At 46.2% G+C, this 16039-nt stretch carries 15 protein-coding genes; 5 read left to right on the top strand and 10 right to left on the bottom strand.

Annotated elements, in window-relative coordinates; all coding sequences use genetic code 11:
* The first annotated feature begins 21 nt into the window (after positions 1–21).
* Positions 22–921 (top strand): helix-turn-helix transcriptional regulator, encoded by a 900-nt coding sequence (locus ACR1R9_RS03170; RefSeq protein ID WP_433921779.1) that lies wholly within the window; start codon positions 22–24, stop codon positions 919–921.
* Positions 922–1000: 79 nt separating this feature from the next.
* Complete coding sequence (locus ACR1R9_RS03165) at positions 1001–1816, top strand: class I SAM-dependent methyltransferase (protein ID WP_433921780.1); 816 nt, start codon at positions 1001–1003, stop codon at positions 1814–1816.
* Between the two features lie 103 nt (positions 1817–1919).
* Here the strand turns inward: ACR1R9_RS03165 and ACR1R9_RS03160 are convergent, their stop codons facing one another.
* From ACR1R9_RS03160 to ACR1R9_RS03150, 3 genes are all read right to left on the bottom strand, one after another.
* Positions 1920–2714 carry a hypothetical protein gene (locus tag ACR1R9_RS03160; protein WP_433921781.1) on the bottom strand — a complete coding sequence of 265 codons (795 nt, stop codon included), beginning with the start codon at positions 2712–2714 and terminating at the stop codon, positions 1920–1922.
* Positions 2715–2800: 86 nt separating this feature from the next.
* Positions 2801–3217, bottom strand: a complete 417-nt coding sequence (locus ACR1R9_RS03155) for a hypothetical protein (protein ID WP_072734719.1) — start codon at positions 3215–3217, stop codon at positions 2801–2803.
* 275 nt (positions 3218–3492) lie between these two features.
* Positions 3493–4773, bottom strand: coding sequence for a transcriptional regulator (locus ACR1R9_RS03150; RefSeq protein WP_076287820.1), 1281 nt, complete (start codon positions 4771–4773; stop codon positions 3493–3495).
* Between the two features lie 281 nt (positions 4774–5054).
* Between ACR1R9_RS03150 and fabV the strand changes: the two genes are divergently transcribed.
* Entirely contained in the window at positions 5055–6245 is a 1191-nt protein-coding gene (gene fabV, locus ACR1R9_RS03145) for an enoyl-ACP reductase FabV (protein ID WP_326066136.1), read from the top strand.
* A 104-nt stretch (positions 6246–6349) separates the two neighbouring features.
* On the opposite strand, the gene ACR1R9_RS03140 is transcribed toward fabV, so the two are convergent.
* From ACR1R9_RS03140 to ACR1R9_RS03130, 3 genes are all read right to left on the bottom strand, one after another.
* Positions 6350–7621, bottom strand: a complete 1272-nt coding sequence (locus ACR1R9_RS03140) for a DNA glycosylase AlkZ-like family protein (RefSeq protein ID WP_326101770.1) — start codon at positions 7619–7621, stop codon at positions 6350–6352.
* 116 nt (positions 7622–7737) lie between these two features.
* A complete protein-coding gene (locus ACR1R9_RS03135) occupies positions 7738–7962 on the bottom strand; it encodes a hypothetical protein (protein ID WP_076287817.1) in 225 nt (74 codons plus the stop codon).
* 70 nt (positions 7963–8032) lie between these two features.
* The gene (locus ACR1R9_RS03130) at positions 8033–8629 is read right to left on the bottom strand and encodes a restriction endonuclease (RefSeq protein ID WP_433921783.1); all 597 of its coding nucleotides are present in this window, start codon (positions 8627–8629) and stop codon (positions 8033–8035) included.
* A 256-nt stretch (positions 8630–8885) separates the two neighbouring features.
* Here ACR1R9_RS03130 and ACR1R9_RS03125 point away from each other — a divergent pair, with 256 nt between their 5' ends.
* Together ACR1R9_RS03125 and ACR1R9_RS03120 are read left to right on the top strand one after the other, a co-directional pair.
* Positions 8886–10160 (top strand): hypothetical protein, encoded by a 1275-nt coding sequence (locus ACR1R9_RS03125; RefSeq protein WP_326066138.1) that lies wholly within the window; start codon positions 8886–8888, stop codon positions 10158–10160.
* A 284-nt stretch (positions 10161–10444) separates the two neighbouring features.
* Positions 10445–11326: a putative RNA methyltransferase gene (locus ACR1R9_RS03120; RefSeq protein ID WP_433956415.1), complete on the top strand. Its 882-nt coding sequence runs from the start codon at positions 10445–10447 to the stop codon at positions 11324–11326.
* Between the two features lie 128 nt (positions 11327–11454).
* Here the strand turns inward: ACR1R9_RS03120 and msrA are convergent, their stop codons facing one another.
* From msrA to ACR1R9_RS03100, 4 genes are all read right to left on the bottom strand, one after another.
* Positions 11455–11973: a peptide-methionine (S)-S-oxide reductase MsrA gene (gene msrA / locus ACR1R9_RS03115; protein WP_076287813.1), complete on the bottom strand. Its 519-nt coding sequence runs from the start codon at positions 11971–11973 to the stop codon at positions 11455–11457.
* Positions 11974–12139: 166 nt separating this feature from the next.
* Positions 12140–12397 carry a GlsB/YeaQ/YmgE family stress response membrane protein gene (locus ACR1R9_RS03110; protein ID WP_017686880.1) on the bottom strand — a complete coding sequence of 86 codons (258 nt, stop codon included), beginning with the start codon at positions 12395–12397 and terminating at the stop codon, positions 12140–12142.
* Between the two features lie 285 nt (positions 12398–12682).
* A complete protein-coding gene (locus ACR1R9_RS03105; RefSeq protein WP_433921784.1) occupies positions 12683–13987 on the bottom strand; it encodes an AAA family ATPase in 1305 nt (434 codons plus the stop codon).
* Positions 13987–15450, bottom strand: a complete 1464-nt coding sequence (locus ACR1R9_RS03100) for an RtcB family protein (RefSeq protein ID WP_180287148.1) — start codon at positions 15448–15450, stop codon at positions 13987–13989. Before ACR1R9_RS03100 ends, ACR1R9_RS03105 begins: the two co-directional genes overlap by 1 nt.
* Positions 15451–16039: the final 589 nt, after the last annotated feature.

Raw genomic sequence — 16039 nt, 5'->3', positions numbered from 1 at the left:
GAAAATAACCGATTATTCAGAATGCTATTGCTGTTATTGGAGAAAAAGAAAGCTACCGCACCCGAGCTCGCGCGTTTGTTCGAGATATCCGTGCGCACAGTGTACCGTGATATCGACAGACTGAGTGCCGCGGGTATTCCCGTATACACGACAACCGGCAAGCATGGCGGCATCCATCTCATGGACAACTTTGTCATGGACAAATCCCTGTTGTCCGAAGATGATCAGAATGAAATTTTGCTTGGATTATATAGCGTCAGCGCCATCCCTCACCTTAACACTGCCCATATGCTCAAACGTTTAACCGCCCTGTTTGATCACAAGCTGGACTGGATCGAATTCGACTTTTCACCATGGGGCAGCATTCCACAGCAGGAGAGGGAACTGTTCAATCAGGTCAAACAGGCGATCCTCACCAATCAATGGATTACGTTTCACTATGTCAATTCGGATGGAGAGAAGAGTGTTCCGACGGTTGAACCTCTCAAACTTTTGTTCAAGAACAGTACTTGGTATTTTAAGGGGTACATTCACGACGAGCACGATCGAAACGAATTTCAGACGTTCAAAATGAAACGCATTACCCAGCTAAAAATTCTGCCGAGGGTTCCCCGAAACAATATAAACATCGGATCACCGGAAAATGAGACTCACGTCACAATCAACCAAATCGCTCTGGAACTGTCGTTCTCCAACTCCATTGCTTATAGGGTGTATGATTTTTTTGAACCGTCACGCGTTGAAAAAGATTCCGACGGCAGGCTGCGCGTTGCCCTTGAACTGAATGAGGGAGAATGGCTGTACTCCTTCCTGATGTCGTTTGGATCTGACCTGACCGTAATCAAGCCTCCACACGTTGGACAGGAACTGCTTAGGCGACATATCAACGCGGTAGAACATTTACAACAGGTTGGAAAATGAATGATATAATGAAGCTCTGATCATCTGTTGATTCTTTTACTTTTTTGCTATCTATCCATTTCCTGAAGGAGGTTTGTCCATGCAAGACATTAGACGTAACAATGTGGAGCGATTCAAAGGTTTCGGTACGTTATATGACCAGAACCGGCCTGCTGCGCCCACCGAGGTCGTAGATATTCTGACGAATTATTTGGGCAGCAAACCTCGCTTGGTCGCGGATGTTGGCTGTGGTACGGGCTTATCGTCATGGATTTGGCTAAATGAGGCAGAACGTGTTATTGGCGTCGAACCAAGCGATGATATGAGAGCTGTCGCAGAGTCCAAATGGGAAGCAGCAGGCAAACCGGACCATCTGCGTTTTGTCTCTGGCCTATCCCACGAACTGGGACTACCTGATGGCAGTGTGGATATCGTGACCTGCTCACAGTCGTTCCACTGGATGGAGCCCCAGTCCACACTGCGCGAATTTGCGCGTGTACTGCGTCCAGGAGGCATATTTGCTGCCTACGACTGTGACTGGCCACCAGTGGTCGATTGGCAGCTGGAACAAGCCTATCTGCATTTGAATACGGAGGCAGATCATCGAGCTGCCAGTCTGGCTCCCCAGGAGAATCAAGCACATAAATGGAATAAAGACGGACATTTGCAGCAGATTCAGCAGTCCGGCTTGTTCCGTTACTCGCGCGAAATTGTGTTTCATCATCGGGAAACATTCGATGCCGACCGATACGTCAATCTGGCACTAAGCCAAGGCGGCCTGCAAACGGCAGTGAAACTCGGAGCGACTGATCTACTTGAGGTAGCAGACGAATTTAGACAGCTGGCTACTCGTATATTTGCCGGTGAATCGAGACAAGTTCTATTTTCATATCGGATGCGCCTGGGCATCGTCTGATCTTAATCTAATCTCATCCAGATTTCCCCTATAATAAAATACACAAAAGAAACCTGCCCATCACTTGAATCGTGATGTTGCAGGTTTTTTGTTTATATAGCCATCAGGTTGAGAACAAATTACTTAGTTGTTCCTCCTGTACATTCAATGCCAACACTACTTTTGACGGGTCCTGCTTCGAGTAGATCACGTTAATAATATGACCTTGCTGAACCTGAGGTAGGGTAGATGGATAAATTTCCTTTGGTATAGTGACCTTAAATGTCTCTCCATTTGACTTCGTTACACTAAGCGTTAGCTGAAGTTTGATTTTGCCATTACCTCCGCTTCCAAGTGGAGTAACATCCAATATCTTGGCCATCGCTTTCTCGCCCGTTCGTGCAATATCCATCATCTCAGGTGCCACGCCATGCTGCACCATCTTTTCATCCAGCAATTGCTGCATATCTTCCTGAGACAATCGTCCTTTCAGATCAAGTCCTACCTTGCGTTCATCCTTCACGGAGACCACTAACGGAATGAAGCTGCCCGGCTGAAACTGAGCCATGGACGTCAACGGTATGATCGTTCTCAACTCGGTATCGTATTTCTCACGTCCTTTACGCGAGACGGTCAGGCCCAGTCGAACTTCCGGCTGCTCATTAATATACGTACCCGTCTGCTGGATGCTTTTAATGACACCAACCGCTGGTAATCCTGACTTCACTCTCCCAACGCCGAAGATATTAGCCAAAATGGAGGGAATAAAGATCAGCCCAAATCCGGCAAAAATCGCTGGTGTATACCACCATGCCTGCATAATGATAAAAGGATCATTCCACAGCTGCTGTGCCAGAAATGGGGAGAATCCCACCCCAAACACAGTCAACACACCGACCAATCTCAGGAAACCTACCATCTGCCCCACCCTCTCTATATCTCTATTATTCGTTGTTAGTTGTCTTTATTAAAAGATAGAATGCTCGTTTGTAGTTCGAACACCTTCTAGACGGACAACAGACCCATGTAAATTAACTCTGTCGGATTCGCCGGATTTTGCCCCAATCCCACTCGATCTCCCACGCGTGGAATCTGCATCTTGGACACCAGTGTTTCCAATGTTCGCTGATACTGATTGCCATTCGTCTCTGTTACATCCAGCACAAGCACAACAATTGGATCAAAATTGATCAGCTTGCCCGTATCGGTAATCGTGATTACCGTGGCTGTTGCAGTTAAGGGAAGGGAACCACTTGCCGCCAGTTGTGCCTGTTTTGCCGAATCCAGACTCTGGTTGATGGCTTCCCGATGCTCCTTTGATACAAAACCTTTCATCATCATGCCGGTAAGTCCTTTATTCATCATTTTATCTGCCTTCGCAATCGCATCTTCCTGCTTGTTCTTTTTACCAAACCATCCCATAATGAACACCTCGTTTTTTTATTTTTGGTTATAGTTAAAGTATAAACAGGAGGGCTTGTCCTTGAATACCCTTTTGACTGCATACAAAAGAAACGAAAAATCCGGTGATTAAACCACTGAATTCTCGTTTCTTTAACATGCTTTTTGATGGATTCCGCAAAAAAAGAGCCGAAAACGACTCTTAAATGAAAGGTTTGGAGGCATATTTTGTGCCTAATGCACCGGTATTGAACAAAATCATGCAAAAAAACGGCGGTTCCACGCCGATTTTCGATCTATTTTTTGCGTAACAGGTAGACCAGCTTCCGATAATACATGGCGGCTTCCTTATATTTTCGCAGATCCTCGGACACCACGGCCATTCCCTCATATAAAGGTTCAAGACGCATGGCATGCTGCACGGACTCAAAATAAGGCAGACATGCGAGCGCTCGCTCCATGAACACTTCACGATCTCCATGCGCAAGAGCAAGATGGCTCTGGTAGAAGGTTGCACTCATCTGCTGATCCTGAGTTGTTGCACTATTCAACAGTTGATCCACACTCTGCGCAAGTGCCCCCCAGTTTTTTCGTGCCAGTGCCACTTCACACCGATACACACTCACTAATGGCTTCATGGCCTGCTGGGTTTCTTCGGGTTCTTGCTGCAACAGGGATTCGAATCGTTCGATCTCCGACTGCGCCTGATCCAGCTCCCCCGTCATGGTTAACATGACAATCCGATTATTCGCAATGGCAGTGACCAGATCGCCCTGATTACCGGCATACACCAGATTCGCCTCTGCCATAGTCAATGCCGAGAGCGCCTCCTGTACCAGTCCCATCGCAAAGCAATATCCGCTGTACGCCACATATAAACCGGACAACCGATGAAACAGCCGCTGATCATAGACATGTCTCATGGTGAGATCGAATACCTGCTTGGCCTCTTCGTACTGTTTGACCTGAATGTAGGCTTCCATCTTGATATTTTGCACAGACAGCCAGAATTCACTTCCAGGAAGGGCCAATTCACTTAGCCTGGTTGCATGCGTTAACACATCCACAGAAGCAAGCTTGGAACGATAGTACTGCACTTTGTAATATAATAACGCCTTCGCTAGCGGACGCGGCAGATCTACATCGTCAGGACGGCCGTATTTCTCTAGATAAAAATTCAGATAGGATGTATGTATATATTCATGAGCCGATGCATCATTTAATTGTTGGTAATAGACCGCCTTCATTAAGGCCGTGGTTAGCTCTACTGTCAGCGCATCATCCCGATCCTCAAGCGCGTGTACGATATCTTCTGCTATCACGGAGGCTGGAACTGACATTTGTTCAAAAATAACCTCTGCCCGCGCCAGTGTTTCTTCATCCTGTGCAGAAGCGTTTAACAGATAGGAAGTCGTTACGCCAAGACGTGACGCAATAGCCTCTGCCAGATCTTCAGGGAGTGGGTAACGATCGGCCAGAATATTGGCAAAGTGAGCCTGCGTAACCAGACCTTCCACGAGGTCTTTGCGGGAGATTTGCTTTCTTTTGCTCAGAAATTCAATCCGTTCCTTCAGCATGGCTAGTCTTCCTTTCGTTTCGATCCTGTGAATCACAAAAATCCGGTGATAAAGGCGAACGCTTCGCTTCTCCAGATCTGTTCTGTCCTCTCCGTTGTCGTGTAAATGTTTAGTTCAAATTATATAATATCATCCAGGGTACGAAGCCGGATACCGTCTTTTAGCCAAATCCATCGAAACGGTTTCCGTTTCGGAGGCAATTGTTTTACAATAAGGTGGTATGTACAAGAGCATTATCCAATAATGAAGAACAAGAGTTGAATATGAAAGGATGCAAATGAATGATTATTAAACCAAGAACACGTGGTTTTATTTGTACAACTTCCCATCCTGTAGGCTGTGCTGCACAAGTCCAGGAGCAAATTGATTATGTAAAATCCCAACCGCAATTGAACGGACCGCGGAACGTACTCGTTATCGGAGCTTCTACTGGATATGGACTTGCTTCGCGCGTCGTATCCGCATTCGGTGCCGGAGCCAACACCATCGGCATTTACCGCCCCAGCAGCTCCACTGAAAAACGTACGGCTTCAGCAGGCTGGTACAACTCTGCTGCATTTGAGAAGGCTGCGGAAGAAGCAGGACTGAAATCATACAGCATCACAGGTGATGCCTTTGCCAACGAAACCAGAGAAAAGACCGTTGAACTGATTCGCAGTGAACTCGGTCAGGTTGATCTGGTTGTCTACAGCGTGGCGTCAGCACGCCGTACCGATCCGACTACTGGTGAAGTATTCAACTCCGTGCTCAAACCGATTGGACAATCGTATACGAACAAAACAGTCAATTTCCATACGGGAGAAGTAACGTCCGTTACGATTGATCCGGCATCCGATGAAGAAATTCGCCAGACCGTAGCCGTGATGGGCGGAGATGACTGGGAACTGTGGATGGATGCCTTGCAACAAGGTGGCGTACTCGCCGACAATGCAACAACCATTGCCTTTTCTTATATCGGTCCTGAACTAACACATGCCATTTATCGTGATGGCTCCATCGGCCAGGCCAAAAACCATCTAGAAGCGACAGCCCACAAGCTGAATGATCGTCTGAGTGCAAAGGGTGGACGTGCTTACCTAACCGTAGCCAAAGCGCTCGTAACCCAATCAAGCTCCGCAATTCCAGTGGTGCCGTTGTATATCTCTGCGTTGTACAAAGTCATGAAGGAAAAAGGCTTGCATGAAGGATGCATCGAGCAATTGCAACGCTTGTTCGCTGATCGCCTCTATGCGGGAGGAGAAGTTCCGACCGATGAAGCAGGGCGTATTCGTATTGATGATTGGGAGATGAGAGCGGACGTTCAGGAAGAAGTGGCGAAGCTCTGGGACGAGCTGACCACAGATAATATCTACGATCTGTCCGATTTGGTAGGATACCGTCAGGAGTTCTTCCAACTGTTTGGTTTCGAAACCGACGGCGTGGATTATGAAGCAGATGTTGATCCAAATGTTGAAGTACCACATCTGCGTTAATTGAAAACTAATTTGGCTGTGAGATTGGAGTAACAATCTTATTACAGGTCCAGATTAAGCCTTAGGGGAGCGAGCTTTCGCTCCCTTTTTGACGTCAACCGCTTCTATAAAATCGACTTGAGTTGCTTTTTCAACCCCTTCGGCACCGTCTTCTCTACCTTTATGGATCGCGCTCCATGCATCGTTGCAAAGAACTGGAGTCCCTCCCGAAAATCCGCTATCCATTCCTCCACAGGCGGAGCAGTCTCTTCCATCGATAACAACCGAACCGTTAGCACGCCCGTTTTGCGATCGAGTCGCGGGTCCATACGTCCAATCAGCCGATCGCCGTGAAGAATGGGCATGGCGTAATATCCGTAAGTTCGTTTCACCTCTGGTGTATATATCTCCCACTTATAATGGAAATCAAATAAATCCACAATCCGTTCCCGTCTCCACAGCAGGTTGTCCAGCGGAGGCAGGAATCGTACCGGACCTGATGGATCATAATGCGGCTCTTCCCTTTCCATCTCACGCAACAAACCCTCATCTTCTGCACGGATATAATAAGGCGTCGCAACATCCTCTACCTCCAGCGGAATCATGCGACCATCTGCGACACGTGCAGCCATATCACTCCGACGTTCAGCAGCCGTAGATTTCATCCAACCTAATCGTGGATCTCGGGCATCCACGACCCGATATGCGTAAATGTACTTGTCCATCAAAGCTTGCCTCTGAGCCAAGATATCGATTTCCGCTGTCATGGATTGGCCCTGCTCCAGCAGTCCGGATTCAGTAATATGAAAATAACGTTCATTCCCCCGCCTTGCCACGACACGAATGGCAGCCGAATCCAGTAGCAAGTTCAACGCTAACGAGGTGTCCTTCGTTTTAGGCACATCTGCACTGTCCCAATATCCACTCACCCGTTCGACGGCACGAAAAGCCCTTGACGGGAGCGGTCCCTCATCTTCCAAACGCTTCAGCACATGCTGCACTGTATTCTCCAGCCCTTGCAGGGAAGGAGCCAGACGCTCCCGTAATCGGGCACGCACAGGTTCGAACATCGCATAATCTTCGATCGGAATGACACATGCAGCATTGGCAAAATATTCGAACACTTTATGATCACTTAGCAAGGTATGTAAGTACTCAGAGATATAGCCCGGATCACGAGCGCCCAACACCAAATGCTGATTCCCGGTTACGGCAGCGACAGGATCAATCTGTACGCAGCCAAGGGTGCGAATCAGCTCCATGACCTGTTCAGGACCCGAAGGCAAGGAAGCAGCGGGCCAACGTCCCAATAAAGATTGCGTTTGCAGCAAAAAACGCCGAACGATTTTTTTATCCATGCGAAGAGCTGTTGTCATATGTAGAATTCTTCCCTTCATCGAAGATAGGAGAATGTATAGCTATAATTGATCCAATTCAAAAGAGATACATTGATTTTAACAGTCCAAGGGATGTCATACCAATCGAAGGAAGATCTTTTATTAAATTTTTGAGCTTATGCAGCACTCTGCACACCAAAGACAAAATAAAAAGAAGCACCACCATCCTGGGTCCGCTTCTTGTGTTTGACCTTTTGCAATTTTTCCTGTTTCGTGGGCATGAGTCGAACATGCTGGGATAACGCTCCATAATCTCCATTTACTCTCCGACTTTGCTCCGGACACCATTGTCCTGACCGCTCTGCTTTTCGCAATGCTTTTTGTGTTTGTGTACGTGCCATAATAATAGAACACACTCCCTTGGTTGGTATGCACTCAATATATCATGTGCAGGCAGACAAGTGAAGGTGATTAACGTGGAACTCTTTTCCGCCGTGATTGCCATGTTTCGACAGGTTCCTGATCGTCTTCCTCAATCAACTCCAGTGCTTCTTCCATTCTTCTGGATTTAAACAGCATGATCAGGTCCATCAGATCTTCACGGTCCAGCAACTTCACCCCGTTAACCGCTGCCAGCGTCCGGCATGCTTCCGTATATCTGGCTGAAGTGAGCACGATGGAACGATCTGCTTCATAATAACGCATGGACGTGTAAATCTCCTGTACTGCGCTGAGTCCAACCGGATGATTCGCTCCGTAACGTTTGGCCTGAATGACATTTCGCCTTCCTACTCTATCCACAAACACAAGGTCAGCACCAAAATCACGGCTGCTTGTAGTCTTATGTACTTCGGCATAACCGAGCTGCTGGAATAAATGATACAGGTACAGTTCAAATTCCGATCCATCCTGCATTTTATCGATATCCTTAATCGTAATCTTACGCGGGTTGGCCTCACTTCGTATGCGCTGCCCTCGCCGAATTACACGGCGAATGATCCAGGTAATGAGTAGTAGAAGGATAATCCCCCCTATACCCACAGTCATCATATTTTCATTCCAATTCATGTCTGTTCTCCTTGTCATTCCTCTAATCTGGCAGGCTTGTACCCCTCTTAGCCCTCATCACCCGACTAAATATAGCAGACTTCTCTCTTAACAGAAAGAAGATGAATTCCCTGTAACCCTCGAACTTCTCCAAACAACCATAATATTATACCTTAATCATAAAAGGTTACAGACACTCAGGTTGAATTTCACATGTATGAAATGGTAGAATTCAACAATCGGTTCTATTTTGAATCGAAGAAAGGTGGTTTATAACTTGCATACATCCAACAAACGAAAGTCCAAAACATGGGCTGCGCTTCTTCTCAGTGGCACGCTCCTCTTCAGCCTGCATACACCAAGCTACGCGGCCGCTGAACAAAATGCACCATTGCCTAAGCCTTCATGGACATCATCTTCTCTCTCACTCACGCAAGTGAATACGGAGAAAGACGTTATCGTCAACGAAGTGAACGCAGTACCCGCGAAAAATCTGGTGTATGTGCATTCTTCCCAGCCCGTGACCAAAACAAGCAGTAATACGAAGTTGGATTGGCAGCTGGATTCGCTTCAGGCGCTGGATGCCACGACCGGACAATTGAAATGGAACGTTATTTTCCATGAGAAAAGTGGGCCTTATACAACCTACTCCAATTCACTATATACCAGCAACGGCACAGCCTATGTATATATGGAATATTCGGATGGAACCAAAAAGGTATACTCGTTCAATACTTCCGGCAAAACCAATTGGGTCAAAAACGTGAGTAATTCATCTTCCATGTACCTTCTGGATGACGATACGTTATTGATCGCTTCGAGCCCTGGTGTTCAATCAAACGGTTCCGTTCGATCAGCCATCTCGCTGTATGACAAAAAGGGAAAACTGATTACGGAAAAAACGATCAACGGTGCTGTACTCAAAGCAGGCAGTGATCGAATCGTAGTCGATGCAAGCAAGCAAACCAAAGTGGGCAGCTTCTGGCAGCCTGCCGCTAACCCCAAAGTGGAGATTTACGATCGTACGCTGAATCGTCTTTCCTTCTACCAGTTCCCGAGCAATGCCAACACTCTGGGAGACGGCGGCGGTGAATCGCTGGCCATTCTGGAAGATGGCTCCGTGATCATGCGTGCCAATTTTGCGAACACGGGTAACAAGCTGATGGGCTTTGGCACCGATGGCAAACTGGCCTGGGGCCGTGCTATTGCCGGTGATGCCTATGTTCAGACCGCGGGCAACAGTTATACCCTGTTTACAGGCCAAAAGCTGGAGCTGTACACCATGAAAGGCAAAGTGACCGAACGTACATTTAAGGAAGAGCAGCCTATTCTCATGCAGGTTGATCGTACACAAGACGGGCAATACAAACTTGATTTCGCTAAAAAGGGTTATATTCTTGATCCACAAACATTGGATACGGTACATGAATATGAGTTTGCATCCTCTCCTGGATTGCTCGATGGATATTCAACGTACAACGATCATATTATTTATCAGATCAATGACGATGCATTATCCAAGTATGTATTGAAGACAGCCTCAGCTAAATAGTAAATAGAGCGCTCTGGTTGACCGACTAACGGTTAACAGGGCGCTCTGTTATTTCACACAACGATGAGAGTCCCCCTCCCTTTTATCCTCTCTGCGCAAACTGGTATAATAGTATCGTTCACTTTTTCACCCTACTCTTGATTGGCAAGGAGCGTAGCCCTCCCATGATTATTCAATTCATTCGATACAGATAACTTAGGGCATAACATAAACCTCTTTTTTCAAAATGTTCGATAGAGGTTTATTTGTTATGCCCTTTTCTTCAGTTATCCATATCTGAATGAATGGGGTGTTATTCCATGTCAATCCAACGCAGAGAACGTAGTGCTGCGCTTATTTATCCATACATCCATATGCTTAAATGTCCCGTCTGTCATCACACAATGACAACGATTAGTCGGGACAATATTCAATGTAGTTCCAGGCATTCGTTTGATTTGGCAAGACAAGGCTATATCAATTTCATGACACGATTTTTCAAGGGAAACTATGACAAACGTTTATTTACAGCCAAAAGGAATATTTTATCTCATACGGCTATCTATACACCTCTGACCGATATCATTCGCCATTGGATTGAAGATTACTCCGATGGCAGCAGTCAGCCCTTGCATATTCTGGACGCAGGTGCAGGAGAAGGATCTCTTTTGTATCAGATTACACAAAACACTCCAGTTGTGGGCTGGGGGATCGACATCGCCAAAGAGGGTATTGCCATGGCTTCTTCTACCTACGACCAGCAGATTTGGTTTGTTGGTGATCTTGCTTATAGTCCTTTTGCAGAGGGGCAACTGGACGTGATCCTGAATATCCTCTCCCCTTCGAATTATGAAGAGTTCGGGCGGGTGATGAAAAAGGATGGCTGGATTATCAAAGTAATTCCCCGTGACCGATATCTAATGGAAATGAGAGAGCTTTTGTTTCGGGGCCGATCTCATCAATTAGACAGCAGAGAGTATGTATTGGACCGATTTACCAAGCATCATCATCTCTTAGACAGCATTCCGCTAACATACACTCTGCCCGTATCGGAAATCATGATGAATTCACTTATTCATATGACACCACTCTCCTGGCATGGGTCGGAATCAGCTATAGCCAGCGTTCAAGAGTCCTTATCCCAGATTACGATTGATTTAGAAATACTGGTGGGAAAACAGAGATAAGTTCTGAAGCCATTGAGATAACATTCTCTTAATCATTGAACAATCAAAAAAATCCGGGGAAGTTCCTGTTGGAACTCTCCCGGATTTTTCAATAAGATCTGATGCAAATCGGTCTATTGTAAATGAAATTAATTATTCCAGTTTTCTTCAATAAATTCATCCCGTCCAGATATTGCACGGTCTTCCTTGTAATGTTTCTCATTTTTCTTGTGGTAATCCTGATGGTAATCTTCTGCCGGATAGAACACAACTGCATCCCGAATCTCCGTCACAATCGGTTGATTGAATCGCCCGCTTGCTGCCAGCTCCTGCTTGGACTGTTCTGCTAGCTCGCGTTGACGTGCATTATGGACAAAGATCGCTGTACGGTACTGACTTCCACGATCCTGAAATTGCCCTCCATCATCGGTTGGGTCCGTCTGGGGCCAGTATAGCTCCAGTAGTCGTTCATACGGAAACACCTCTGGATCAAATGTAATTTCAACGACCTCGACATGACCGGTCTCCCCGGTTTTGACCTGCTCATATGTTGGGTTATCGACGTGACCGCCGGTATAGCCTGATACAATACCATGAATGCCTGGTTGCTCTTCAAATGGTGTAACCATACACCAGAAGCATCCGCCGGCAAATGTAGCTTTTTCCATGCACACTCATCCCTTTCTGTTGTACCTATATCTTAAAACAAAAAGAGGTTGATGGAAAGCCACGTCCGTGGACTTCCATCAACCTCTTCAGAAACATCTGTTATATTAACAGCTATTCATACTGCTTGTTGCCGACTAACTGTTCATTCAAGAAATCTTGAATTCGTTACCCGCGGCTTCGACCCATAGAACGGAAGATCAAGCTCACGATCGCTACAAGTACGATGGCACCGATTAATGCCGGTACTATGTAGAATCCGCCCATTTCTGGACCCATGTCTCCCAGGATCACTCCACCTAACCATCCGCCGATAAAACCGGCAATGATGTTACCGATAACGCCGCCGGGAATGTCACGACCAACAATCAGACCTGCCAACCATCCAATGATACCACCGATAATTAATGACCATAACCAACCCATATCATTCACCTCTAATTAAAGTTTTTGTTGTTGTCTGTCTACTATTAACCGCTACAGAAGCATTTAAACAATTGGCATGAAAATTGTTGTATATTACCTTTTGTTCATATGCCCGTTTCTCTGTTCAACAGCCTATAACAAGGCATTAAAAACAGAGTGCGTCACTTCCGGGCATCTTACACAGTTCAAGACTGCGTTATGTACCTCCCGAAAGTCATTGTATGTTGATTCAGACAGCCTTAGTATAACCAATTGAGGTGAGAATATTTTAAAGGTAATATTCGATTAATAAAAACCTGCACGCCCCTTGCCTGGCTGGGTCAGCCAGTTATGCTTATGACTCTTGTCCAGCTCTCCTCGCATTGACTGAATGATCTGCACAATGTCCGTCCGGCCATTCTGGTGCCATTCCAGCGCTGCACTGACATACAACTCTCCAAGTTGAGCAAGAGAAAAGGTATCCGTTAATCGTGCAGCTTCCAGCGTACCTTCTTCCCCTACAAAGACAGCAAAGCCGCGTTGATTTAAATATTGCAGGCGCAGTCCTTCGTCCGGTAGCGGTATTTCATAAGCCCGATCGAACCGACCGGCACGGTTCATGAGCCCTGGGTCTATTTTCTCCGGATAATTCGTGGTGCCAATTAGGAAGATGCCCTCTTTAGACGTTGCCCCATCCAACGTATTCAGGAAAAAGGATCGCACTTCATCCGGCATGGAATCGATGTCCTCAATAATCAGTACCATGGGAGCCAAACGTTTGGCTGCTTCGAACACTTCACGCACCGATTCACTGTTTGTGTATTCGGTAATTTGCCAATATGCTGCTGGCCCCGGAATGCTTCCTGCAATGGATTTCACGAGGGTCGTTTTTCCGTTTCCAGGATGGCCGTACAGCAGGATGCCACGTTTGTAAGGAATATCATAGTCTCGATAAAAGGAACGATCCGCCTCGAAAAACTGGTCCAACGAACGGAAAATATCCTGTTTGATTTGCGGAGAAAGCACGACCTCATCCCGCCCGACAGAGCGGGTAATCGATTCGACATGACGGTCACTGCCATTGCGGGCATCCGTGTACACCGTGACTTTTTTCATATTTTGCTGCCGTTCCCGTTCCCTTACACTGCCCAGAAATCGCTTCAATTCCTCTTCTCCTGTAGCAAAAACAAAATCCTCATTGTATATCCCATTCTCCCGGAAGAAAGGAATGCGGACGAGAGCTACGCCCCACTGGGGATAGGCAAATACATTGTTGCGAATCGAATAATGTACACCATATGTCGGTGCATCTCCATCATCCTCATAATGCAGTGTACGCAGCTCCAGATCTTCGAAAATCCGGGCAACCAATTCCACTTCGGTGCTGTTACTTTGCAGATCTTCCTTTAGCAGATCCCAGTATTCACTGTTTGGATCATCGCTGGCATAAAGCTCATAACGAACACCGTATCGATTGCCAAGCGATTCAATGATGCCGCGAATCAAACGGGCGTATATGGCATAGCCTTCGTTTCGGATTTGACTGTCTTGTTGCTCTTCGTAGGAATAGATGACTCTATTATGATTCAATTGTTCTTTATCTATGGTCATTACTTAGCTCCCTTCACAGCGGCAAGTGGTTTACATTTGGCTACAACTTGAGCCAGACCTGCGCCGGTAACACTATCAATAATTTCATCGACATTTTTATAAGCTTGCGGTGATTCATCAATAATGGATTCAAGTGAACGCTGGTTCACCACAATCTCATCTTCAGTTCCCACACCCAGCGCCGAGGCAAAATCCTCCACAGTAACCAGGCGCTTTGTTGCTGTGCGCGACCGAATGCGTCCTGCTCCATGACAGATCGAATAATAGTTATCCTTCCCCTCGGGTTGACCTACCATGATATACGAAGCCGTTCCCATTGAACCGGGTATAAGTGCGGGATGACCTGTTGCCAGATACGGCTTCGGATTATCGGGATGACCGGCAGGTAATGCACGTGTAGCTCCTTTGCGGTGTACAAAGACAGAGCCCTGATCCACGTGGGATTCCTCCCATGCATAGTTGTGCATCAAATCATAGAGGGTACGGAATTCGCATTTTGGACCAAACACATCCCGAAAAGCTTCGCGAATAGCATAAGCAATCAGATGGCGATTCACCACAGCATAATTCAGCGCAGAATACATCATATTGACGTAATGGCGACCTTCCGCATGTTCAAGCGGAGCAAAAACCAGTCTTGGATCGGATGTCCCCAGACCATTTCGCTGCATCACTTTCGCAATGGCTGATGAACTGGTTTGGCTTACATACCCGCCCCAGGCCCGGGAGCCGGAATGAATCATGACAACAATTTGTCCATCGTACAGACCCCAAGCTTCCGCAATCTTGCGATTTTCCTCGGCAATCTCTATCGCTTGAATCTCGGCAAAATGATTGCCTCCACCCAAAGTTCCTAACTGGCGATGAGCCCGATGCCAAGTCATATCCGGTACCAGGTTCAGCACTTCCTCATCAAAGGCAAATTTGCTGCTCTCTACATGAGTAATGGAAGTTGATTTTTTCGGTGTATAGCTATCCGGGATATATTTTTTTGGTAATCCGTGCAGACCCTTTCGCACAATATGCTCCAAACGAATGTCCGAGTAATGACCGCGCTGATTTGCCTCCATCGGCAGCACTTTCTCAATGGCTTTTACGAGTTTACGGCGCAACTTCACGTCTTTCAGGTCGTCCTTATGCAAATTGGTCATATGTACCCGCATACCACAGCCGATATCACTGCCTACGATGGATGGAGATACATAACCACTCTTGGCATCCCATACCGCTGTTGTGCCAATGCAGGTACCTACACCGACATGCACGTCAGGCGTATAGCTCATATAGGAAATTCCCGGGATTTGAAGATTGTTGTTCGCCATCTCGAACACCTTATAGTCTAATGACGAGAACAGCTGTTGTGCCGCATATACCGTTAAATCACCAGCAGGCAATTTGACTTCATGTCGGTAGCCTCCTGTGAGTTCATTTTGACTCGTAAATAAATTAGGTTGTGTATTCATAAATGTTTATTATTCCTTCCTGTACGTTCAGCTATTTCGGTTCACTTTCAAAAATGAACCTAACGTTATTCCGAATTCCATATCCATCTTAAGTACAACAAAAAAAGAAGCCACGGACAGTTCGCCCGTGACTTCTTCATGACAATAACAGAAAACAAAATCAGCATGAACATGCCGCGTCTGTTCTCCATTGCAATATACGCCGAGAGTAGCATATCGATTAATAACGTTCCAAGGATAAACGATATGCATCTTCCCCTATGTCGCCCGTATGAGGCCAAAGAGACGATGAACTGGATATACAATTGTGTCTGTGCTTCGTAGTGACTTTGTGGATTTCAAATCATAACCAACCATCATATCTCTCGGCCTCCCTTCATCAATATTATGTTTATATTAAGCGGACTCGTTTCGATGTGTCAACCCTTTTCTTGGAAAATTCCCTATTTTGCATATGCATTAGATTTAAATTCGTGCTAATAACTTATATAAAAAAAGCAGGGTCTGTAAGGAACAGACCCTGCTTACTCAAGCATATTATGAGATTATATATCGATTATTGATGGTACATGTTTTGACAGATTTGACT

Origin of the sequence: Paenibacillus taichungensis (genome assembly GCF_050994985.1) — a bacterium.
Classification (GTDB): domain Bacteria; phylum Bacillota; class Bacilli; order Paenibacillales; family Paenibacillaceae; genus Paenibacillus; species Paenibacillus taichungensis.
This window is presented reverse-complemented; position numbering and strand designations above follow the sequence as displayed.